Source organism: Solirubrobacter pauli (assembly GCF_003633755.1).
Taxonomy (GTDB): Bacteria; Actinomycetota; Thermoleophilia; order Solirubrobacterales; family Solirubrobacteraceae; genus Solirubrobacter; species Solirubrobacter pauli.
Genome location: NZ_RBIL01000001.1, coordinates 2,278,337 through 2,299,068, shown reverse-complemented (window position 1 = coordinate 2,299,068; position 20,732 = coordinate 2,278,337). Strand labels below are relative to the sequence as shown.

19 protein-coding genes are annotated in these 20,732 nt (G+C 73.5%); 14 read left to right on the top strand and 5 right to left on the bottom strand.

The annotated features are described in order from the left end of the window. The first annotated feature begins 14 nt into the window (after window positions 1-14). From C8N24_RS10810 to C8N24_RS10800, 3 genes are read left to right on the top strand one after another with little or no spacing between them, the layout of a single operon-like run. Window positions 15-1,904: a N,N-dimethylformamidase beta subunit family domain-containing protein gene (locus C8N24_RS10810; RefSeq protein WP_121250037.1), complete on the top strand. Its 1,890-nt coding sequence runs from the start codon at window positions 15-17 to the stop codon at window positions 1,902-1,904. Then, on the top strand, window positions 1,901-3,457 hold the full coding sequence (locus C8N24_RS10805) for an O-antigen ligase family protein (protein ID WP_170179000.1): 1,557 nt from the start codon (window positions 1,901-1,903) through the stop codon (window positions 3,455-3,457). Before C8N24_RS10810 ends, C8N24_RS10805 begins: the two co-directional genes overlap by 4 nt. Next, window positions 3,454-4,887: an ArnT family glycosyltransferase gene (locus C8N24_RS10800; RefSeq protein WP_121250035.1), complete on the top strand. Its 1,434-nt coding sequence runs from the start codon at window positions 3,454-3,456 to the stop codon at window positions 4,885-4,887. Before C8N24_RS10805 ends, C8N24_RS10800 begins: the two co-directional genes overlap by 4 nt. On the opposite strand, the gene C8N24_RS10795 is transcribed toward C8N24_RS10800, so the two are convergent. After that, window positions 4,817-6,016: a glycosyltransferase family protein gene (locus C8N24_RS10795; RefSeq protein ID WP_121250034.1), complete on the bottom strand. Its 1,200-nt coding sequence runs from the start codon at window positions 6,014-6,016 to the stop codon at window positions 4,817-4,819. The two genes, C8N24_RS10800 and C8N24_RS10795, sit on opposite strands and share 71 nt — an antisense overlap. Before the next feature lie 29 nt (window positions 6,017-6,045). On the opposite strand from C8N24_RS10795, the gene C8N24_RS10790 reads away from it, so the two are divergent. Next, window positions 6,046-7,521 (top strand): lipopolysaccharide biosynthesis protein, encoded by a 1,476-nt coding sequence (locus C8N24_RS10790; RefSeq protein ID WP_121250033.1) that lies wholly within the window; start codon window positions 6,046-6,048, stop codon window positions 7,519-7,521. Here the strand turns inward: C8N24_RS10790 and C8N24_RS10785 are convergent. Then, a complete protein-coding gene (locus C8N24_RS10785) occupies window positions 7,472-8,434 on the bottom strand; it encodes a glycosyltransferase family 2 protein (protein WP_121250032.1) in 963 nt (320 codons plus the stop codon). The two genes, C8N24_RS10790 and C8N24_RS10785, sit on opposite strands and share 50 nt — an antisense overlap. Window positions 8,435-8,601: 167 nt before the next feature. Here C8N24_RS10785 and C8N24_RS10780 point away from each other — a divergent pair, with 167 nt between their 5' ends. Together C8N24_RS10780 and C8N24_RS10775 are read left to right on the top strand one after the other, a co-directional pair. Beyond that, complete coding sequence (locus C8N24_RS10780; protein ID WP_121250031.1) at window positions 8,602-9,744, top strand: S8 family serine peptidase; 1,143 nt, start codon at window positions 8,602-8,604, stop codon at window positions 9,742-9,744. Between the two features lie 28 nt (window positions 9,745-9,772). Beyond that, on the top strand, window positions 9,773-10,837 hold the full coding sequence (locus C8N24_RS10775) for a glycosyltransferase family 4 protein (protein WP_121250030.1): 1,065 nt from the start codon (window positions 9,773-9,775) through the stop codon (window positions 10,835-10,837). Here the strand turns inward: C8N24_RS10775 and C8N24_RS10770 are convergent. Continuing rightward, the gene (locus tag C8N24_RS10770; protein ID WP_170178999.1) at window positions 10,816-11,298 is read right to left on the bottom strand and encodes a GNAT family N-acetyltransferase; all 483 of its coding nucleotides are present in this window, start codon (window positions 11,296-11,298) and stop codon (window positions 10,816-10,818) included. The two genes, C8N24_RS10775 and C8N24_RS10770, sit on opposite strands and share 22 nt — an antisense overlap. Before the next feature lie 33 nt (window positions 11,299-11,331). Between C8N24_RS10770 and C8N24_RS10765 the strand changes: the two genes are divergently transcribed. Together C8N24_RS10765 and C8N24_RS10760 are read left to right on the top strand one after the other, a co-directional pair. Continuing rightward, complete coding sequence (locus tag C8N24_RS10765) at window positions 11,332-12,432, top strand: glycosyltransferase (RefSeq protein WP_121250029.1); 1,101 nt, start codon at window positions 11,332-11,334, stop codon at window positions 12,430-12,432. Beyond that, entirely contained in the window at window positions 12,429-13,040 is a 612-nt protein-coding gene (locus C8N24_RS10760; RefSeq protein ID WP_121250028.1) for a sugar transferase, read from the top strand. Before C8N24_RS10765 ends, C8N24_RS10760 begins: the two co-directional genes overlap by 4 nt. A gap of 88 nt (window positions 13,041-13,128) precedes the next feature. On the opposite strand, the gene C8N24_RS10755 is transcribed toward C8N24_RS10760, so the two are convergent. After that, window positions 13,129-13,833, bottom strand: coding sequence for a DUF3105 domain-containing protein (locus C8N24_RS10755; RefSeq protein ID WP_121250027.1), 705 nt, complete (start codon window positions 13,831-13,833; stop codon window positions 13,129-13,131). 172 nt (window positions 13,834-14,005) lie between these two features. Between C8N24_RS10755 and C8N24_RS33335 the strand changes: the two genes are divergently transcribed. Together C8N24_RS33335 and C8N24_RS10740 are read left to right on the top strand one after the other, a co-directional pair. Continuing rightward, the gene (locus C8N24_RS33335; protein ID WP_170178998.1) at window positions 14,006-14,860 is read left to right on the top strand and encodes a GNAT family N-acetyltransferase; all 855 of its coding nucleotides are present in this window, start codon (window positions 14,006-14,008) and stop codon (window positions 14,858-14,860) included. 45 nt (window positions 14,861-14,905) lie between these two features. Beyond that, window positions 14,906-15,766 (top strand): SDR family oxidoreductase, encoded by an 861-nt coding sequence (locus C8N24_RS10740; protein ID WP_121250025.1) that lies wholly within the window; start codon window positions 14,906-14,908, stop codon window positions 15,764-15,766. A 4-nt stretch (window positions 15,767-15,770) separates the two neighbouring features. Here the strand turns inward: C8N24_RS10740 and C8N24_RS10735 are convergent, their stop codons facing one another. After that, window positions 15,771-17,060 carry a lytic transglycosylase domain-containing protein gene (locus tag C8N24_RS10735; protein ID WP_121250024.1) on the bottom strand — a complete coding sequence of 430 codons (1,290 nt, stop codon included), beginning with the start codon at window positions 17,058-17,060 and terminating at the stop codon, window positions 15,771-15,773. Window position 17,061: 1 nt separating this feature from the next. Here C8N24_RS10735 and C8N24_RS10730 point away from each other — a divergent pair, with 1 nt between their 5' ends. The 4 genes from C8N24_RS10730 to C8N24_RS10715 are packed head-to-tail and all read left to right on the top strand — an operon-like array spanning window position 17,062 to window position 20,721. After that, window positions 17,062-18,174, top strand: a complete 1,113-nt coding sequence (locus tag C8N24_RS10730) for a quinone-dependent dihydroorotate dehydrogenase (protein WP_211339918.1) — start codon at window positions 17,062-17,064, stop codon at window positions 18,172-18,174. Next, window positions 18,140-19,102 carry a DNA glycosylase AlkZ-like family protein gene (locus tag C8N24_RS10725; protein ID WP_121250022.1) on the top strand — a complete coding sequence of 321 codons (963 nt, stop codon included), beginning with the start codon at window positions 18,140-18,142 and terminating at the stop codon, window positions 19,100-19,102. Before C8N24_RS10730 ends, C8N24_RS10725 begins: the two co-directional genes overlap by 35 nt. Beyond that, the gene (locus C8N24_RS10720) at window positions 19,103-19,720 is read left to right on the top strand and encodes a cytidylate kinase family protein (protein ID WP_121250021.1); all 618 of its coding nucleotides are present in this window, start codon (window positions 19,103-19,105) and stop codon (window positions 19,718-19,720) included. It abuts the gene before it with no gap. Further along, window positions 19,717-20,721 (top strand): winged helix DNA-binding domain-containing protein, encoded by a 1,005-nt coding sequence (locus C8N24_RS10715; RefSeq protein ID WP_121250020.1) that lies wholly within the window; start codon window positions 19,717-19,719, stop codon window positions 20,719-20,721. Before C8N24_RS10720 ends, C8N24_RS10715 begins: the two co-directional genes overlap by 4 nt. Window positions 20,722-20,732: the final 11 nt, after the last annotated feature.

The following is a 20,732-nucleotide window of genomic DNA, read 5'->3' as shown; positions in this document are numbered from 1 at the left end:
CGCGGGCCGGCGCGATGACGCTCGTCGCCCGGATCACGTTCGTGATCCTGGTGGGCGCGACGTTCGCGGCGTTCTTCGTGGCCCAGCGGCTCAAGAGCGAGCCGCCGGTGATCACCGTCCGGGCGATCACGCAGTTCTTCTCACCCAACGGCGACGGCTCCAAGGACGTCAGCAACCTCTCGATCTCCACCAAGGTCGAGGACGTGGCCACGGTCGACGTCGTCGACATCGACGGTGACCGCGTCCGCCGGCTGCGCGAGGCGGTCCCGATGGCGCCGTACCGGCCGCTCCGGCTCGTCTGGGACGGCAAGGACGACGACGGCGCCGTCGTGCCCGACGGCCGCTACCGCCTGCGCGTCGCGCTCCGCGACGAGGGACGCTCGGCGGTGCTGCAGAAGACCATGAACGTGGACACGAAGGCGCCGACCCCGCAGGTGTGCCTCGGCGATCCGTGCCAGAAGCGCGATCCACGGCTGCAGAACATCGTCTCGCAGGGCGACCGCGCGATCGACATCTACATCCGCGGGCGCTCCCGCTCGGAGACGACGCTGCGGATCCTGCGGACGGACCTGGCCGGCGAGCCCAAGCTCGTCCGGACCCTGCACCGCAAGGGTCGGTACGCACGCAAGCGCTGGGACGGCCTCGACGAGGCCGGCAAGCCGCTTCCGCCCGGCACCTACATCGTCCAGGCCCGCGTGCGTGACGCCGCCGGCAACATCGGCGTCTCGCCCTCGGAGTTCGAGCCCGGCGCGGTGTCCGGCCGCCCCGGCCTGACCGTGCGCGGGATCAGCGCCGAGCCGCCCGTGCGCCCGGTGACGGCGGGCGGGCGCACCGAGGTGTTCGTCGACGCGCGCGGGGCCGAGTTCCGCTGGCGCGTGCGTCGCGTGGGTGAGCGCCGGATCGTCAAGCGGGGCACGGCGACCGACCCCAAGCTCGTGTTCCGGGCGCCGGACAGCCACTCGGGCGTGTACCTGCTCGAGCTGCGCGCCGGGCGCTGGTCGACCACCGTGCCGTTCCTCGTGCAGGCCAAGGAGCGCGCGAAGGTGCTGGTCGTGATGCCGACGCTGACGTGGATCGGCCGCGACCGCGTCGACGACCGGCCGTTCGACGGGCTCCCGAACACGCTGCTGACCGGCGACAAGGTGCGCTGGCCGCGGATGTTCGCCGGCGATCACGGCCTGCCGGCGGGCTTCGCCGAGGACATCGCGCCGGTGCTCGTGTTCCTGGACCGCCGGAAGCTGCGGTACGACCTGACGAGTGACATCGACCTGGACCTCACGCGCAACCCGCGCGCGTCCGACCGCGAGGGCGTGATCCTCGCCGGCTCGATGACGTGGGTGACGACCGCGCTCGGCCGCCGCCTGCGCGACTACGTCGAGGACGGTGGCAAGCTCGCGGTGTTCGGCTCGGACACGCTGCGCCGCGGAGTCCGCCTGCGCGTGGTCAACACGGACGACTCGGGCACGCTCGAGCGCCCGACGCAGCCGGCCGCGGCCGACCCGTTCGGCACGCGCGTCGCGCGCGAGCGCAGGACCAGCGGCCCGGTGACGCTGAGCGAGTACTCGGACGCCAGCGCGAGCTACGGCCTGATGGAGGGCGCGCTGGACCTCCCGGACTTCACCCGCCTGGAAGAAGCCACGTCGATCGGCAAGGGCAAGCTCCTGTCGGGCGTCGGGCAGCCGCTCACGCCCGAGGAGGAAGCCGCGGCGGCCGAGTCGGGCAAGCCCGCGCGCGAGCTCCGGCCGGCCCTGTCGGCGGTGCAGCTCGGCAAGGGCACCGTGATCCGCGTCGGCCTTCCCGAATGGCCGTCCAAGCTGGACGATCCGAACGTGGCGCAGGTGACCCGGAACATCTACGACATCCTCCGAGGCGTGCAGCCGCGGATCAGGTCCGAAGGCCGATGAGCGAGACCGCCGCCTTCCCGGAAGCCGTCCTGCTGGCGGGGATGGTCGTCGCCGCGGCGCTCGCCGCGGCCGCCGTCCTTGGCCGCACCGTCCGCGGGCGCGCGTGGGCGATGCTCGGCGCGCTGATCCTCACGCCCGTCCTGCTGTTCGGGGACATCTGGAACTCGCCGCAGGTGGAGACGGTCCGCAACCGGCCGGTGCTCGGCCTGGTCGCGGCGTGCGTCGGCGTGGTCGCGATGGGTGGCCTCGCCTGGCTGTTCGCGCGTCGCCCGGGGTTCTTCGCCGTGCTCGCGCTGGCGGCGCTGCCGTTCCGCGTGCCGGTCGAGGCCGGCGGCAGCACCGCGAACCTGCTCGTACCGCTCTACGTCGTGATCGGCGCGGGCGCGCTGGCGTGGCTGGTCCCGAGGCTCGCCGCCCGGCACGCCGGCACGCCCGCCGAGAACGCGGGCGGCCTGGAGTGGGTGCTGATGGGCGGGATCGTGCTCTACGCCGCCCAGTCGATCTACGGCGACGGCCACGCGAAGGCCTTCGAGCAGGTGATCTTCTTCTACGTCCCGTTCGCGCTCCTGTTCGTGTTGCTGCGCGGGCTGGAGTGGACGCCGCGGCGGCTGCTGTGGGGCGGCGGCGCGCTCGTCGTGCTCGCGCTCATCTTCGCCGGCATCGGGTTCTGGGAGTTCCAGACGCGTCATCTGCTGCTGAACCCGAAGGTGATCGCGTCCAACCAGGTCGAGGAGTACTTCCGGGTCAACTCGCTGTTCTTCGACCCGAACATCTACGGGCGCTTCCTCGCGCTGGTGATGCTGGGGCTGGCGTCCGTGCTGCTGTGGGCGAAGCGCCCGCGCAACCTGCTGCTGGCGATCGCCGCGCTGGTCGTCCTCTGGGGCGGCCTGCTGACCACGCTCTCGCAGTCGAGCTTCGCCGCGCTGCTGCTCGGGCTCGCCGTGCTGGCGGCGCTGAAATACAGCGCCAAGCTCGTCGCGATCCCGGTCGCGCTGGCGGTCGTGATCGCCGCGGTCGTCATCTTCGCCTTCCCGAGCGCGCTGCGGCTCGACTTCGACTCCGACTCGCTCAACGACGCCACCTCGGGCCGCGTCGAGCTGATGGAGGGCGGCGTCCACCTGGCCGGGGAGAAGCTCCTGACGGGCTGGGGCTCCGGCTCGTTCAACACGGAGTACCGGCGGGCGGAGCGCGCGTCGGGCCGTGAGGCGGTCTCGGCCTCCCACACGATCCCGATCACCGTCGCCGCCGAGCAGGGCCTCGTCGGGCTCGCGCTGTACGTCGCCCTGCTCGTGCTCGCCTTCCGGCGGCTGCTGAGCCGCGCGCGCGGGAACCCGGTCCGTGCCGCGATCGCGGCCGGCTTCGCGGCGCTCGTCCTGCACACGTGGATGTACGCCGCGTTCCTCGAGGACCCGGTGACCTGGACGTTGCTCGCGCTCGGCTCCGCGCTGGCCGCCTCGGCTCCGCGCTCGCGCCGCCGCCCCGACGACGACGCGGCCGCGGCGCTGAACGGGCACCGCACCGAGCCGGCGGCGGTCGCGCGCACCGCCCAATGAGTGGCGACGGCTCGCCCGAGGGGCGAACATCCCGGGCCCCGTCCCCCGCCCGCTCGCGGTTCTCGCGGCGCGTCGAGCTCGCCGCCACGCTGCTCGCGGTCGGTGCGGCCGTGCTCGTATGGGCGCTCACGCGCACCTATCCGAACTACGACTCCTACTACCACCTCGTCTGGGGCCGGGAGCTGCTGAACGGGTCGCTGCCGTCCTTCGAGGCCTACGCGGCGCCGACCCAGCACCCGCTCTACATCGTGCTCGCCGCCCTGCTCGGGCTCGTGTTCGGCGAGGGCGGGGACCGCGCGCTCGTGCTCGTCTGCTTCCTCGCGCACGCGGCGCTGGTGCTCGGCACGTACCGGCTCGGCGCGGCGGTGTTCGGGCGCTGGAGCGGCGCGCTGGCCGCGCTGTTCGTGGCCGCCTCCGCGTCCTTCCTGCTCTACGCCGCGCGCGGGTACGTGGACCCGCCGTTCCTCGCGCTCGTCGTCTGGGCGGGCGTGCTGGCGGCCGAGGACCGGCGGGGCGTGCCCGTCCTGCTCGTGCTGGCCGGCCTGCTCCGCCCGGAGGCGTGGGTCCTCACGGGCTTGTGGTGGTTGTGGAAGCGCCGTCCGCGCGACCTGCCCATCGTCTTCGTGGCCCCGGCGCTGTGGTGCCTGACCGACCTGATCGTCACGGGCAACCCGTTGCACTCGATCCAGGCGACGTCCGCGCTGGCCGAGGACCTCGGACGGGTGCGTGGGATCCAGCACGTCCCGGGCTCGTTCGTCACGTTCATCGGCTCGACCGTGCGCCCGCCGGTCGCGCTGCTGGCCCCGATCGGCGCGTACCTGGCGTGGCGGTTGCTCGGGTGGCGGCGGCTGCTCGTGCCCGGTGCGCTGCTGGCCGGCGGCATCATCACCTTCGTCGGCACCGGCATCCTCGGGCTCTCGATCCTGCCGCGCTACCTCACGGTTCCGGCCGTCGCGATGTGCCTGTTCGCGGGCTACGCGCTGGTCGGCTTCACCGAGGCCGAGGGCCGCGTCCGGGCGCTGTGGCTGCGGGTGAGCGCGGGCGCCACCGTGGTCGGGGCGATCGGCATGGTCATCCTCGCGCCGTCACTCACCAACGTGACCGAGGAGATGCGCTTCATCCGCTCCACGCACGACAGCCTCGTCACGCTGCTCGACGACCCCGCCGTGCGCGAGGGCATGGCCTGCGGAACGCTGACGTTCCCGACCTACCGGCTCGTCCCGGACGCCAAGTGGCACCTCGAGGACGCGCGGATCGGCGCCCGCAGCGCGCTGCGCCGCGACCGTGGGGTCGAGGTCTACGCGCTGAGCCAGAAGGCGCTGCGCCGCTACGGGTTCGCCGACGGCACGAAGCCGACGGTCAACCTGCCGAATCCGGCGTTCGAGCGCGTCGCTTCCGCCGGGATCTTGACGGCGTATCGTCGCTGCTGACGCGCTCGCTGCCGAGCCGTCCGCTCTCGATCCCCAGTGCCTCGATCCGTTCCCACAGCGGGCGGTTCTGCGCGTGCGCGGTCTGGGCGAACGCCCATTCGCGCAGCTCGGCGTCCGGCTTGACCCGCGCGCCCGCGTGCGCGCGCAACGCGGCGATCCACGCGGCGGGCGTCTCGGCGGTCGTGACCGCGTTCGCCCACGTGCGGACGCCCGCCAGGTCACGCGAGACGGTGCGGCGTCCGAGCCGCGCGTACTTGAGGATCCGGTACGGCAGGCCGGTCTCGTTGAAGTCCGAGCGCTCGAACGGCACGATGCCGACGTCCGCCAGCGCGATCAGCCGCGCGGCCTCCTCGTCGGACCGGTGCCCGAGCCAGAGCAGATTCGGCGCCCGCCGGCAGGCCTGGAAGTCCTCGTCGTGGCCGGATTCGGCCTCGTGCCAGGCGCCGATCAACAGCAGCACGAGCTCCGGCATGCCCTCGGCGACCGCGCGCAGCAGCTTCCAGTCGGTCCGGTGGCCCAGGTGCCCGAGCGACACCGCGACGACCGTCGCGCCGGGATCGGGCGCGGGGAACGAGTCCGCAGCCAGCGGGATCAGCTGGGCCGGGCCCGCCTCCTCGTCGACGAGCGCGCCGAGCGCGTCCGTGACGACGACGTTCTTCTTCGCCCGCAGCGAGGCGGCCAGGTGCAGCTCCTGGAGCCGGTCGCGCTGGCGCGGCGACGCGTCGTAGGCGGCGTCGAAGCGGTCCCACTGCCAGTACCAGAGCTCGACGTCCGGGTGCTGGGCGATCAACCCGCGCGCGAGCGGATACTGCAGCGGGTGGAAGATGACGATCAGGCGCGGGACGCCCGGCAGCTTGAGCCGCTTCGCCTGGGTGGCGGCGAGCCCGTCACCGACTGAGGCGGGCAGGCGCAGGTACGCGCCGTACGAGATCCGGGCCGGCTCGACCGCGACGATCCCGGGCGCGCTCAGCAGGTCCTCGGCCTGGTCACGCAGGATGAACGACTCGAGCGTGCGTGGCAGCAGCAGCACGCCGATCGCCGCCGGCTCGTCGCCGTGCGAGCGCTCCGCGCGCGCCGCGGCGCCCGCGGGTCCCGCTCGCCATCCGTAGCCGCCGGCCGGGTCGGTCATCGCGCAAGGACGCTAGCGTGCTCCACACAATGACGGGGTATCTGCGACGGCTGCTGCGCACCGGGGCGGCGTATCAGCTCGCCGACGCGGTCTCCAAGGTCGTCGCCCTCGCGCTGCTGCCGGTCTACACGCACCATCTGACGCGCGCGGACTACGGCACGGCCGAGCTGATCCTGACGACGATCATCCTCAGCTCGATCGTGCTGCGGCTCGGGCTGGGGGAGGCGTTCGTGCGCTTCCACTACCTGGACGCCGACCCCGAGCGCCGGCGCACGCTCGCGCGGACGGCGATCGGGACGCTGCTGGCGATCACGACCGTGGCCGCGCTGCTGGTCGCCGTCTTCGCGGACCCCGTGAGCCGCGCCCTGCTCGGTACGGAGCAGGCCGACGTGGTGCGCGCGGGTGCGCTCGGCCTGTGGGCGTTCACGAACCTCGAGCTCGTCTACGCGCTGCTGCGGGTGGAGGAGCGCGCGCGGGACTTCGCGATCGCGTCGCTGATCAACGTCGGGCTGACGGTCCTGCTGACCGTGCTGCTGGTGGTCGTCGCCGATCAGGGCGCGTTCGGCCTCGTGCTCGGCAACTACGCGGCCTCGGCCGTGGTGCTGCTCGGGCTGTGGTGGGTGGAGCGCGACGCGATCGGGCTACCGAGCCGCCCGCAGCTCGCGCCGATGCTGCGCTTCGGGCTGCCGACCGTGCCCGCCGAGGTCTCCGTGTTCCTGATCTTCTTCGTCGACCGGCTGTGGCTCTACCGGGCGGAGAGCCCCGACGACGCGGGCCTGTACTCGCTGAGCGTCAAGCTCGCCGGCATCGTGGTCTTCACGGTCCGCGCGTTCCAGCTGGCGTGGCCGCCGCTGGCCTTCTCGATCGCCGACGACGCCGAGGCGGCGCGCGTGTACGCCCGCATCACCACGTACTACGTCCTGTTCACCGGGCTCGTCGTGGCCGGCATCGCGCTGCTCGGCCGCTGGCTCGTGCGGATCTTCGCCGCGCCGGAGTTCTACGCCGCGCACGAGGCGCTCACCTGGGTCGCGCTCGGCTGGGCGCTCTACGGGCTCTTCCTCGTGCTGGTGGCGATGGCCGCCCGCGCGCAGGTCACGGTCCGCAACGCCCCCGCGGCGCTGTGCGGGCTCGCGGTCAACGTCGTCCTGTTGGTGGTGCTCGTGCCCCCGCTCGGGATCGCCGGCGCGGGGCTCGCGCTCGTGGGCGCGTACGCCGTGATGCTCGTCGCGATGTGGGCGCTCACCCACTCGCTGTTCCCGGTCGCGTTCGAGTGGGCGAGGCTCGCGCAGGTCGTCGTGGTCGTGGGCGGGCTGACCGCGGCCGGCGAGCTGCTGCTGCCCACGGACGGCGCGGCCGGCTTCGTCACCCGCGCGCTCGTCCTCGCCGCCCTGCCGGTCGCCCTGGTCGCGACCCGCTTCTTCCGGCCGGGCGAGCTGCGCGCCGCCCGTGGCCTGCTCAGTCGTCGAAGCCGGCCGGCCCCATCGGAGGCGCCAAGCGCCGGTTGAACTCCTCCGCGCCCTCGCGCAGACCCTCGCCGCGGCTGGGCGCGAGCGTGGAGCTCACGTGCTTGAGGTAGCGCTTGGGGTTGTGCCCGGGGATGACGAGCGCGCCGGCGGCCCGGACGGCGTAGGTCCAGGCCGTGAGCCAGCGGACCGCCTGTGCCGAGATCCACGAGTGGTGCTTGCGCATGTAGCGGTCGCGGTTGCGCGAGAACTCGACGATCCGGCGGCTCGGGACGTTGCCGGTCTGCAGCTGCTCGTGGTGCACGGCGCGTGAGTCGGGCACGTACAGCGTGTGCCAGCCCGCGTCGCGCAGCCGCTTGCAGAAGTCCACCTCGTCGGAGTAGACGAAGAAGTCGGTGTCGAAGTAGCCGATCTCCTCGGCGGCCGAGCGGCGCACGAGCATCGCCGCCGACTGCACCCAGTCGACGCGCTTGACGGCCTCGCCGCTGCTCTGGACGACCATCGACTTGTGCAGCCACAGCGCCGTGAACAGCGCGGTGCTGGCCGACGGGAAGCGCCAGGCCGAGGGCTGCTGGGCGCCGTCGGGCCGGACGAGCATGGCGCCCGCCGCGCCCGCGCGGTCGTCGGCGTCGAGCGCGGCGTGCAGCGCGACGGTCGCGCCGGGCTCGAGCTCGGAGTCCTCGTTGAGCAGCAGGCAGTAGCGGCCCCGCGCGCGCTCGAGCAGCAGCGAGTCGTTCGCGGCCTTGCCCTGGCGCTGCGGGAGCGCGATCACCTCGTTGACCACCGGATGGCGGCTGGCGACCTCGACCGACCCGTCCTGGGACGCGTTGTCGAGCACGATGACCTCGGACTCGAAGTCGACGGTCGCCCGCTCGCGTGCGATCGAGTCCAGGCAGTAGCGCAGCAGACCGCGCTGCTCGGTGTTGACCACGCAGAAGGAGAGCTCGACGGGCACGAAGGTCTGCAGTGTGGCGCAACCGCGGCGTGAGATGCGCCTCTGTGACCGAATGCCAGATTGCTGACACCGTGTCAGCGTGCGCGCAAGTCTCGCCGCCCCGTTGCGTTCACGGCCTCCACAGGGGATAGCTCAAGGGAGGCAATCCAATGCAGCGAAGCACGTGCGTGGCGCTGGGAGTCGCCGCGCTGCTGACCGTTCCGGCCACGGCGAGCGCGGACAGCGTGATCGTCAAGTACAAGGCGGGTGCGGCAGCCACGTCCAAGTCGGCGGCGGCGGACCGGGCGGGCCTGTCGGCCGTGCTCGGCACGGTGGCGGCGAACGGCGCGCAGGTCGTCGAGGTGGCCGACGCGGCCGCGGCGGCGGCGGTGCTCAACCGCTCGTCGACCGTCGAGTACGCGGAGCCGAACGTCGAGCTCAAGGCGCTCGGGGTGCCCAACGACGCACGCTTCGGTGAGCTCTACGGGCTCAACAACGCCAACGACGCGGACATGGACGCGCCCGAGGGCTGGGACCTCGCGGGGTACCCGAGCCTGCCGGCGACGACCGTCGGCATCGTGGACACCGGCATCGACGCGGCGCACGAGGACCTGTCGGGGAAGGTCGTGGCCTGCGCGTCGGTCCAGCTGCTCACCAGCCGCGTCCGCGAGGGCTCGTGCAACGACGACAACGACCACGGCACGCACGTGGCGGGGACGATCGCGGCGAAGGCCAACAACGGCGTCGGCGTGGCGGGCGTGTCCTTCAACTCGAGCCTCGCGATCTGCAAGGCGCTCAACGCGCTCGGCTCGGGCAGCACGGCGGGCGTGGCGAACTGCATCACCTACCTCGCCGGCAAGGGCGTGAAGGTCATCTCGATGTCGCTCGGCGGCGGCGCGTCGACGACGCTCCAGACGGCGGTCCGCAACGCCACCTCCAGCGGCTCGCTGATCATCGCGGCGGCCGGCAACGACGGTGACGCCACGGCCAACTACCCGGCCGCGTACCCGGAGGTCGTCTCCGTGGCCGCGACCGATCGCAACGACGCGCGCGCCTCGTTCTCGAACGCCAACGCGGACGTCGAGATCGCCGCGGCGGGCGTCGACGTCCTCTCCACCAAGCGCGGCGGCGGGTACGTGGCCTTCTCGGGCACGTCGATGGCGACGCCGCACGTGGCGGGCGTGGCGGCGCTGATCGCGGCGAAGAACCCGTCCTTCTCCGCGGCACAGATCCGCTCCAAGCTCGACACGTCCGTCGACGACCTCGGCACCCCGGGCCGCGACACCCAATTCGGCTTCGGCCGCGTGAACCTGGTTAAGGCGCTTTCTTAAACGTCCAGGACGTTTATCTTGGGCGCCGATGCGCGTCCACCTGGTCGACCCGGCGGCCTACACGCCGCCCTACGACCGGGCGTTGGCTTCGGCGCTCGCGCAGGCGGGCGCCGAGGTGCAGCTGCACACCAGCGCGTTCGGGTACGGCGACGTGCCGGACGCGCCCGGGGTGCGGGTGGTCGAGGACTTCTACCGCTGGGCGCCGGCGCGCGGGCGGCGGTACGCGCGGCTCGCGCAGCACGTGCCGGACATGCTCCGGTACCGGCGGGCGGCGAAGGCCGCCGACGTCGTGCACTTCCAGTGGCTGCCCGTGCAGCAGCTCGACGGGCGCCTGCTGCCCGACCGGCACCCGCGGCTGCTGACCGCGCACGACGTGCTCCCGCGCGAGCCCAGCCCCGGCCAGCTCGCCGGCCAGCGCCGGCTCTACGAGCGGATGGACGCGGTGGTCGTGCACTCCGAGCACGGCGCGGCGCGGCTGCGCGACGAGCTCGGGCTGGACCCGTCGCTCGTGCACGTGATCCGCCACGGCGCGCTGACCGGCCTGGACGTGCCCGGCGAGGCGCCGTTCGCGAAGCCCGACAAGCCCGTCGTGCTGATGTTCGGCCTGCTCCGGCCGTACAAGGGCGTCGACGTGCTGCTGGAGGCGTGGCGCCGGGCGGACGTGGACGCGGAGCTGTGGGTGATCGGCATGCCCCGCATGGACGTGTCGGCGATCCACGGTCCCGGCGTGCGGACGGCGCTGCGGTTCGTCTCCGCCGGGGAGCTCGCGGGTGCGTTCCGGGCGGCCGACCTCGTGGTGCTGCCCTACCGCGAGATCGACCAGAGCGGCGTGCTGTTCACGGCGCTCGCGTTCGGCAAGCCGATGCTCCTCACGCGCGTGGGCGGGTTCCCCGAGGTGGCGGACACGGGAGCGGCGGCGATCGTCGAGCCGGATGATCCGGACGCGCTCGCGACCGAGCTGCGCGCGCTGCTCGCCGACCCGGGGCGGCTGGACCGGATGGCGGCGGCGTCACGCGCGGCGGCGGACGGCGAGTACGGCTGGGAGGACATCGCCCGCCGTACGCTCGACCTCTACGCGTCGTTGCGGCGGTAGACGATCCACTCGGGCGGCGTCGGCGGGCTCACCCGCGGCGCCGGGCGGCGCTCCCCGGTGTCCGTGAACCCGGCGCGGCGCGCCACCCCCTGGGACGCCGGGTTGTCCTGGTGGATCAGCAGCTCGAACGTGCTCAGGCCCAGCTCGGCTCCGCGGGCGCGGAGCCAGTCCACCGCGCGGGTGGCGACGCCGCGGCCCCGCGCCTCCCTCGCCACCCAGTAGCCGATCTCGGCGTACCGGCGCTCGACGTCGATCTCGAGCAGGCTGAAGGACCCGACCAGCACGTCGTCCTCGAAGCCGAGGTACGACTCCACGGTCGGGAGGCGGCGGCCGATCCACTCCAGCGCGTGCGCGCGCGTGTACGGGCTCGGCACGCTGGTCCAGCGGGCGATCTCGGGGTCCTGGCAGGCGGCCACGAGGGCGTCGGCGTCCTCGACGCGGGGTGGGCGAAGGGTCAGCACGGCCCGGCAGTCTGCCACCCTTCTCGCCGCCTCATGCGCGCGCTCTTCTGGATCTCCGCCGCCCTGATCGTCTGGACGCAGGCGGCCTACGCGCCCGCGCTCGCCCTGCTGCGCCGGATCAAGGGCAACCCGCCCACGGCGCCCGGCGCGGACATCACGCCCAGCGTCACGCTGATCGTCGCCGCCTACAACGAGGAGGCTGTGATCGCGGCCAAGGTCGCCAACGCGCGCGCGCTCGACTACCCGGACCTCGAGGTGATCGTCGCGGTCGACGGGGGCGACGAGGGCACGGTCGCGGGTGCCGAGGGCGCCGACCAGGTGCTCGCGCTGCCGCGGACGGGCAAGTACCGCGCGCAGGACGCCGCGGTCCAGCGGGCGCGCGGGGAGATCGTCGCCTTCAGCGACGCGAACACGCTGTGGGAGCCGGCCGCGCTCCGCACGCTCGTGCGCGCCTTCGCGGACCCGGCCGTCGGCTACGCGTGCGGCCAGGTGACGTTCGTCAACGACGCCGGCACCAACCAGGAAGGCCTGTACTGGCGCTACGAGATGTTCCTGCGCGCGCAGGAGTCGGCGCTGGCGAGCGTCACGGGCGGCAACGGCGCGATCTACGCGGTGCGGCGCGCGGCCTACGAGCGCGTCGACCCGACGATGGGCCACGACCTGGCGATGCCGTTCCAGATGGTCAAGGCGGGATTCCGCGCCGTCTACGTGCCCGAGGCGCGCGCCACCGAGAAGATGGTGCCGTCGATCGAGGGCGAGTGGGCCCGCAAGCGGCGGATGATGTCCTACGGCTGGCCGATCGTGCTCAAGGGCGGGCTGCTGCACCCCCGCGGGTACTCGCCGCTGTACGCGCTGATGATCGTCAGCCACCGGCTCCTGCGCTACGGCACGCCGCTGCTGCACGTGCTGCTCGCGCTCGCCACGGTCGCGCTGCTGCGTCGCGGCGGTGTCTACACGGCGGCGGCCGCCGCACAGGCGGCGTTGGCCGCGGCGGCGGCGAGCCGGCGGAAGGCCAAGCCGGTGCTGGTCGCCCGCTACTACGTCCTGACCACCGCCGCGCTCGCGCTCGGCCTGTACGACTGGCTCCGGCACGGCACGCAGGTCGGCTGGGAGATCGCGGAGGGGACCCGTTGACGAACCGCTACCTGCACTCCCGCCGCAAGCGCGCGCTCGACCTCGCCGTCGCGGTGCCGCTGCTCACGATCAGCGCGCCGATCGTCGCGCTCGCCGCGCTCGCGGTGCGGCTGGAGAGCCCGGGCCACCCGATCTACAAGCAGCGGCGGATCGGCCTGGACGGCCACGCGTTCGAGGTCATCAAGCTGCGCACGATGGTCTCCGGCGCCGAGCACATGGGCGCCGGCATGGCCGTCGACGCGGGGGACACGCGGATCACGAGGATCGGCGCGCTGCTGCGGCGCACCTCGATCGACGAGCTGCCCAACCTGGTCAACATCCTGCGCGGCGAGATGTCGCTCGTCGGCCCGCGGCCGACGATCCAGGTGCAGGTCGACCAGTACACCGACCGCCAGCGCGAGCGGCTCACGGTCCGCCCCGGGCTGACGGGCTGGGCGCAGGTCAACGGGCGCGCGTCGCTGCCGTGGAGCGAGCGGATCGAGCTCGACCTGCAGTACATCGAGCGGGCGACGCTGCGGCTGGACCTGCGCATCCTGGTGCTCACCGCGCGGATGGCCGTCACCGGCCACGGGCTGTACCGCGGCGAGACCGGCGGCTGGCGGGGCTAGAACGACGAAGGGCGCGCCTGTCGGGCGCGCCCTCCATGAAGGTCGGATGATCGGGGTGGCGCGGAGGGGCTGCCCCGCCTTCAAATGCCTACGGCACGACCTCGGGGCCCTTGTCGATGTGCTCGGCGCGGAACGCGCGGATCGCGTCGAACACCTCGGGCTTCATCGCCGGGCAGCCGAGCGAGGCGTCCCAGGCGGTGGCCGCGATCGCGTACTTCATGCCGGTCGTGTTCTCGAACAGCAGCAGGTGGTGGCCGCCGTCCATCTCGTTGTAGAGCGTCTCGAGCTGGGCGACGGTCGTCTTCGGCGTGCCCGGCTTGTACTGGATGTCGATCCGGCCGTGCTCGAGCGTGTGGACGAGCTTGCCGAGCTCGGGCACGTCACCCGGCGCGTAGATGCCGTCGTCGTACCACTCCGGGAAGTGGGCGCCGGACGTCGGCGGGTTCTGCTTGTAGTCCGTCGGCTTGAAGTCCTTCTCCTCGTGGCCCGCGCCCTCGTTGGGCACCTTGGCCTCGTAGGTGCAGCCCGCGAGCTGCGCGGCTTCCTTGACGTCGCTCGTCTTCTGCGCCGGGATGGCGGCGGCGCCGGCGGGGAGGTCCTGCTCGTCGTTGCCGTCGCCGCCGGACAGCACGACGACGAGGACGACGATCACGGCTACGAGCGCGCCCGCACCGAGCAGGCCACCGAGGACCATCTGCATGCGCTTGCGGCCGGCGGCCTTCGCCTTCTCCGCAGCCTCGCGCTCCTGGCGCTCGCGCTTCCGACGTTCTTTTTCTTCTTGGCGACTCGACATCCGGCGGGCGATGGTAGCGGCAGTTCGTGTGTTTAAGACGCTCGCCCGTGGAGTTTGGTCGAGCGGGGTTGCCGGCAGGCGTCAAGAACTCGGCGATCGCCTTTGTGAGAGGCAGAGGAAAGATCCGCAGCCAGCCGCCGACGGCGACGCTCGCCGTGCGAGGATCGTGGGCATGGCCCAGCTGCGCCCGATGCGCCCCGACGAGGCGCCGGAGGTCCACGACCTCTCCGTCATGACGTTCGAGGCGCTCGACGTCAGCCGCGGCGAGGAGCCGCCGCAGCGACCCGACCCGGTCCTCGCGCGTCCGCGCTACCGCCACCTGGCCACGACCGACCCGGACGGTGCGTGGGTCGCCGAGGAGGACGGCGTGATCGTCGGCGCGGCGCTCGCGCTGCGGCGTGAGGACGTGTGGGGGCTCTCGCTGCTGATCGTGCGGCCCGACCGGCAGTCGACGGGGATCGGCGGGCAGCTGCTCGCCCGCGCGCACGCGTACGCCGAGGGCGCGCGCGGCCGCGTCATCCTGGCCTCGCCCGACCCGCGGGCGCTGCGGGCCTACTTCCGGCTGGGACTGGAGCTGCACCCGCACGTGGACGCGGCCGGCACGCCCAAGGGCGTCCACGCGCCGGCCGGCGTCCGGGTCGGCGACGCGAGCGACATCCCGCTCACCGAGGCCGTCGACCGCGCGGTCCGCGGCGCGGCGCGCGGCCAGGACATCGCGGTGATGCTGGAGATGCGGCAGACGCTGCTGGTCGCGCCCGAGCGCGGCTACGCCGTGGTCAACGCGCACGGCGCGCTGCGGGTGCTGGCCGCGACCGACGAGTCGGCGGCCACCGACCTCCTGCGGGCGGTGTTCGCCCGCGCCACCGGCGAGATCACGGTCGAGTGGCTGACCGCCAAGCAGCAGTGGGCGATCGCGGCGGCGCTCGAAGCCGGCCTGGAGCTGCGGACCCACATGGCCGGCGGCGTGTTCACGGACGGAGACGTGGGGCCGTTCACGCCGTACCTGCCGAGCGGCGCCTTCCTGTGACCGATCTTGCCCATCGGCCAGGCACTTACCAGCCATAATCGACACATGTCCAAGACTCCCCGCTCGCTGAGCGGCAAGGTCGCCGTCGTCACGGGGGGCGCTCGCGGCATCGGCCTGGCGCTCTCCCAGGCTCTCGCGCGGGAGGGGGTCGTGGTCGCCATCGGCGATCTCGACGGCACCGCGGCCGAGGCCGCCGCCACGAGCCTGCACAACGGCTCGCTCGGCCTGGCGCTCGACGTGACCGACCGCCCCGCGTTCACCGCCTTCCTCGACGAGGTCGAGCAGCGCCTCGGCCCGATCGACATCCTCGTCAACAACGCCGGGATCATGCACGTGACCCCGCTCGAGGACGAGGACGAGGCCAGCATCTCGCGCCAGCTGGAGATCAACGTGCGCGCCGTCATCCACGGCACGCAGGAGGCGATGCGCCGGATGCGGCCCCGCAACACGGGCCACATCGTCAACGTCGCCTCGCTCGCCGGCCGCGCCGCCGCCCCCGGCCTCGCCACCTACTGCGCGACCAAGCACGCCGTGATCGGCCTCTCCGAGGCGGTCCGCGCCGAGCTGCGCGGCACCGGCGTCGAGGTCTCCGTCGTCATGCCGGGCTTCGCCAAGACCGAGCTGGCCGCCGGCGTCCCGGACCTGCGCGGCGTCCCCCGCATCTCGCCCGAGGACATCGCCGCGCTGACGGTCGACGCCCTCAAGGTCCCCAAGTTCGACGTCTGGGCGCCCAAGCGCCTGGCCGGCGTGATCTGGACGGGTGCCGTCGTCCCACGCCGCGTGCGTGAGGCCGTCTCCCGCGCCATGAACTCCAACCACGTCAAGGACACGGACGCCACCGCGCGGGCGGCCTACGAGGCACGCGCGGCGCAGTCGGCGCCGGCGCAGGAAGAAGAGCTGGTCTAGGGCCTCAGCCCAGCCGGTCGAGCAGCGGCTTGAGCACCTCCGCGTCCCGGCCCGCGGTGACGCGGATGGTGCGCTCGGAACGTGACCAGGCGATCACGTTGAGCACGGTGAGGCGGTCCAGGACGTACTGGAAGGCCAGGGCCTGCTGCTCGGAGGCGTAGTCGCGGGAGATGCGGAAGCTCGAGCCGCCGTCGGTGGCGCTCGTGAGCTTCAGGGCGCCGCGGCCGAGGACGGCGCGGACCTCGCCCCCGATGTAGACGGCCGCCGCGGCCGCCTCGTCGCGCAGCTCGAGGCCCGGCGGGACGGTGAGGCCGGTGTTCGCGGGCGTCGCCTTGACCGCTCGGGGCTCGCCCTGGGGGGCGGTGCGCAGGAGCGCCTGGCGGCCGCTCTCGTCGCGGGCGCGCTCGGCGGCGGTGCGGGCGACGGCGGCCGGGTCCCGGCGGTAGGCGCGCATGATGTCCCGCGCGGCGAGGAGCTTCCAGTAGTAGTTGGACGAGTCGTCGCCGAAGGAGGCGAGCTTGTCGTAGGCCGGCTTGTGGCGGGTGGGCGAGGAGGCGAAGTAGAGCTCGACGTACGGCCGCGGGCCGCCGCCGAACGCCTCGAGCACGTTCTTGAGGTTGCCGACGCCCATGTGGTACGAGACGAACGCGAGGTCCTCCCGGCCGCCGAGCTCCGCGAGCGCGAACTTGAGGTAGCGCGCGGTGCCCGCGAGCGCCTTGGGCGGGTCGAAGCGGTCGTCGACACGACGCCGCGCGCGGTTGAGCGCCGCGGCCCGCTTGAGGTTGCCGTCCCGCAGCGCGCGCTCCAGGCGGCGGGTGTAGCTGCCGCTGCGCTCGAGGTCGACGTCCATCTGCAGCAGGTTCTGGGCGGTTTCGCCGAGGATCTGGGTGAGCCCGGCGGCGCCCTCGATCCCGCCGGGGGCGCGGGCGTCGGGCCGTCCGGCGCTCTCGAGGAACACGAGGCCTTCGAGGAGGTCCGGGTTCACGCCGGCCTGCTTGGCGGCCGCCTCCACCGGCTTGCGGAACGTCGCGACGCGCTTCGCGGTCTCCGCCGCTCCGCCGGGCGAGCGGGTGTAGAGCACGCGGCTCGTACCCGCGGCGGCGCGACGGGTCAGGTCGTCGGAGCGCTCCGCGGTCCAGGCGAACGGGTCCGCCACGGCCTCGCCGCGCTCGGCGCCCGGCGGCGTCGGGATGACCGGGACGTTGCCGTCGTCGCCGCCCTGGGTGGCGACGAAGAGCAGCGCGGCCGCCACGACGAGCACGGCGGCGACCAGCGCGAGGCGGAGGCGAAGCACCGTGACTAGGCTAACCCGCACCGTGTACGGCGCCCTCTACTCCCGTGTCCTCTCGCGTGTCGACGCCGAGCGGGCGCACCTGCTCGCCACGCGGGCCCTCGCGCTGCTCGCCAGGGCGCCGCGTCCGCGCTTGGATCCCGCGCTGCGGGTCTCCGCCTTGGGCCTGCAGTTCGACAGCCCGCTCGGCGTCGCCGCGGGCCTGGACAAGCACGCGACCGCGTTCGAGGGCCTGAACACGCTCGGGTTCGGGTTCGTCGAGGTCGGGACGATCACCGCCATCGGCCAGCCCGGCAACCCGAAGCCGCGCGTCTGGCGGCTCGCCCAGGACCGGGCGCTGATGAACGCGATGGGCTTCCCCAACCCCGGTGCGGAAGCGGTGGCGCCGAAGCTGGCCGCGCGGTCCGGCCGCGGGATCGTCGCCATCAACCTCGGCAAGTCCAAGGTCGCCCCGCTCGAGGCGGCCGCCGACGACTACCGCGCCTCGGCGAGGCTGCTCGCGCCGCACGCCGACTTCGTCGTCATCAACGTCAGCTCGCCCAACACGACCGGCCTGCGGGACCTGCAGACGATCGAGCACCTGCGCGAGCTGCTGGCCGCCGTGCGCGGTGAGGCGGAGGGCAAGCCCGTCCTCGTCAAGCTCGCACCCGACCTGTCCGACGAGCAGCTCGACCAGCTCGCCGACTTCGCCGTGGAGGCGAAGCTGGACGGGCTGATCGCCACCAACACGACGATCTCGCGCGAGGGCCTGCACGCCCCCGCCGAGCTGCTGGCCAAGCCGGGCGGGGTCTCCGGCGCCCCGCTCAAGGCCCGCTCGCTCGCGGTCCTGCGGCGCCTGCGGGCGCGTGTGGGCGACCAGGTGCTGCTCGTCAGCGTCGGCGGCGTCGAGACCTCCGGCGACGTCCTCGAGCGGGTGCGGGCCGGCGCGACGCTCGTCCAGGCGTACACGGGCTTCGTCTACGGCGGGCCGCTGTGGGCGCGTCGCATCAACGCCGAGCTCGCCCGCGCCGTGCGCGCGGCGGGCGCCACCACGATCCAGGAGCTGGTCGGCAGTGAAATGGGAGTCGGTCCTGGCGTGGCGCATGGCGCGCCAGCACCTGACGGCGCGCGCGGCTGATCCGCTCGCGGTCGTCTCGGACATCTGCGGCCTGCACGCGCAGGTGCTGTCCAGCGCGCAGCTCACGCTCGCCGCACGCGTCGAGGACGCGCCGGACGTCGAGACGCTGCTGTGGGCCGATCGGTCGCTGGTGAAGACGTGGGCGCAGCGCGGCACGCTGCACCTGCACCGCACGGATGAGCTCCCGCTGTGGGTCGGCGCGCAGGCCGCGCTCAAGCCGCGGTACGAGGTCAAGTCGTGGCTCAAGCACTTCCAACTCACGCCGGAGGACGTGGAGCGGATCATCGTCGGCGTCCCGGAGGCGCTGCGGGACGGCCCGAAGAGCCGCGAGGAGCTCGCGGCGTCCGTGCACGCGGGCCTCGCGCGCGGGTACGGCGACCTGCTCAAGCCGGTCGCGTTCCGCGGTGAGCTGATCTACGCGCAGGACGGCCGCTTCGCGCTCCCGGAGCCGTTCGAGGGCATGGACCCGGCGGCCGCCACGCGGGAGGTCGCGCGCCGGTTCCTCACGCGCTACGGCCCGGCCACGCGGGAGGACCTGGCGAAGTGGTTCGGCCACCCGTCGCCCGCCCAGGCCGGCAAGTGGTTCCCGGACGACGTCGTCGAGACGGACTTCGGCCTGGCGCTCGCGGAGGACGTGGACGCGATCGCCGCGGCCCGGCCCGAAGGGCACGTGCGCCTGCTGCCGGCGTTCGACCAGTACGTCGTGGCGGCGCCGCGCGACGACCGCGCGACCGTCGCCCCCGAGCGGATCTACCGCCCCGGCGGGTGGTTCTCGCCCGTCCTCCTCGTGGACGGCGTGATGGCGGGCGTGTGGGCGCAGGAGGACGGCGTGGTCACGATCGAGCCGTTCGCGGACGTCGGCGCGGAGGCCCGCGCCGCCGCCGCGGCCGAAGCGGCGCGGTTGGCGGACGACCTGGTCTGGAGGTAGATTCTGCGTACGCCGCCGCTCGTCACCATCTCCGCCTCCTACGGCGCCGGCGGAAGCCGGATCGGCCCCGCCGTGGCCCAGCGCCTCGGGGTCGAGTTCCTCGACCGCGCGATCCCGACGCGCGTCGCGGAGAAGCTCGGCTGCTCGCTCGACGACGCGCTCGCCCACGACGAGTCGCTCGGCGACGCGATCGGCCGGCTCGCGTCCTCGTTCGCGCTGCTGCCGGAGCTGGCGGGCGCGATGGTCCAGGCCGGCGTGCTGGCCGGCGAGGACTACCGGCGCGAGACCGAGAGCCTGATCCGCGAGCACGCGAAGGGCGGCGCGGTCATCCTCGGCCGTGCCGGCGCGCTGATCCTGCACGAGGACCCCGACGCCCTGCACGTGCGCCTCGACGGCCCGCCGGAGCGCCGCGTGGCGCAGGCGATGGCGCTGGAGAGTCTGGACCGGCGCGACGCCGAGCGCCTCCGCCGTGACGGCGACCGGGCCCGCGAGGCCTACGTGCGTCACTTCTACGGCTGCGACGCGCGCGACCCCGCGCTCTACCACCTCGTGATCGACTCGACCGCGCTCGCCCCGGAGACCGTGGTCGACGTGATCGCGGCCGCCGCCGCGCGGTGATCCTCACCCAACGCCACCTGAACCGGGCCGTGCTCGCGCGCCAGGGCCTGCTCGAGCGCCGCGCGCTGCCCCTTCCCGCCGCGCTCGACGCGATGGCGTGCCTGCAGGCGCAGTACGCGCCGTCGATGTACATCGGCCTGTGGTCGCGCGTGGAGGGCTTCGAGCGCGACGCGCTCACCCGGGCGCTGCACCAGCGCACCGTCATCCAGGCCACGCTGATGCGGTTCACGATCCACCTCGTCTCCGCCGCCGACTACTGGCCGCTGACCGTCGCGATCCGCGCCGCCCGGCGCGCGGCGTGGCTGCGCGTGGCGAAGGGGCACGACCTGTCGGAGGCCGCCGAGACGCTCGACGCGGCGCTGCGCGAGGGCCCGCTGCGGCGCAAGGAGATCGTCGCGCTGATCGGCGCCGAGGCGATGCGGGGCGTCGGCGCGTGGGTGGACCTGGTGCGCGTGCCGCCGTTCGGCACCTGGGAGCAGCGCCGCGCCGACCTCTACGGCCGCGCGGAGGACTGGCTCCCGGCGCCGGAGATCGAGCGGGACGCCGCGCTCGACCACCTCGTCGCCCGCTACCTGACGGGCTACGGACCCGCGGCCAAGGCCGACATCGCGAACTGGGCCGGGCTGGGAGTCAAGGAGGTCGAGCCCGCGCTCACCCGGCTGGAGCTCGTCACCCACGAGGCCGAGGACGGCACGCCGCTCTACGACCTGCCCGGGCAGCCGCTGCCGGACCCGGACACGCCCGCGCCCGTGCGCTTCCTCCCGACCTGGGACGCGGCGCTGCTCGTCCACTGCCGCCGCGCGCGCATCCTGCCGGAGGAGCACCGCGAGCGGATCTTCCACGTCCGGATGCCGCAGTCGATCGGCACGTTCCTCGTCGACGGCGCGGTCGCCGGCACCTGGAAGCCGGACGGAACGCTGACGCCGTTCGGGGCGCTGACGAAGGCGCAACGTCGGCAGGTGGACAAAGAGCACGCCGCGCTCGGCGAGTTCTGCGCCTGACCCAGTACGTT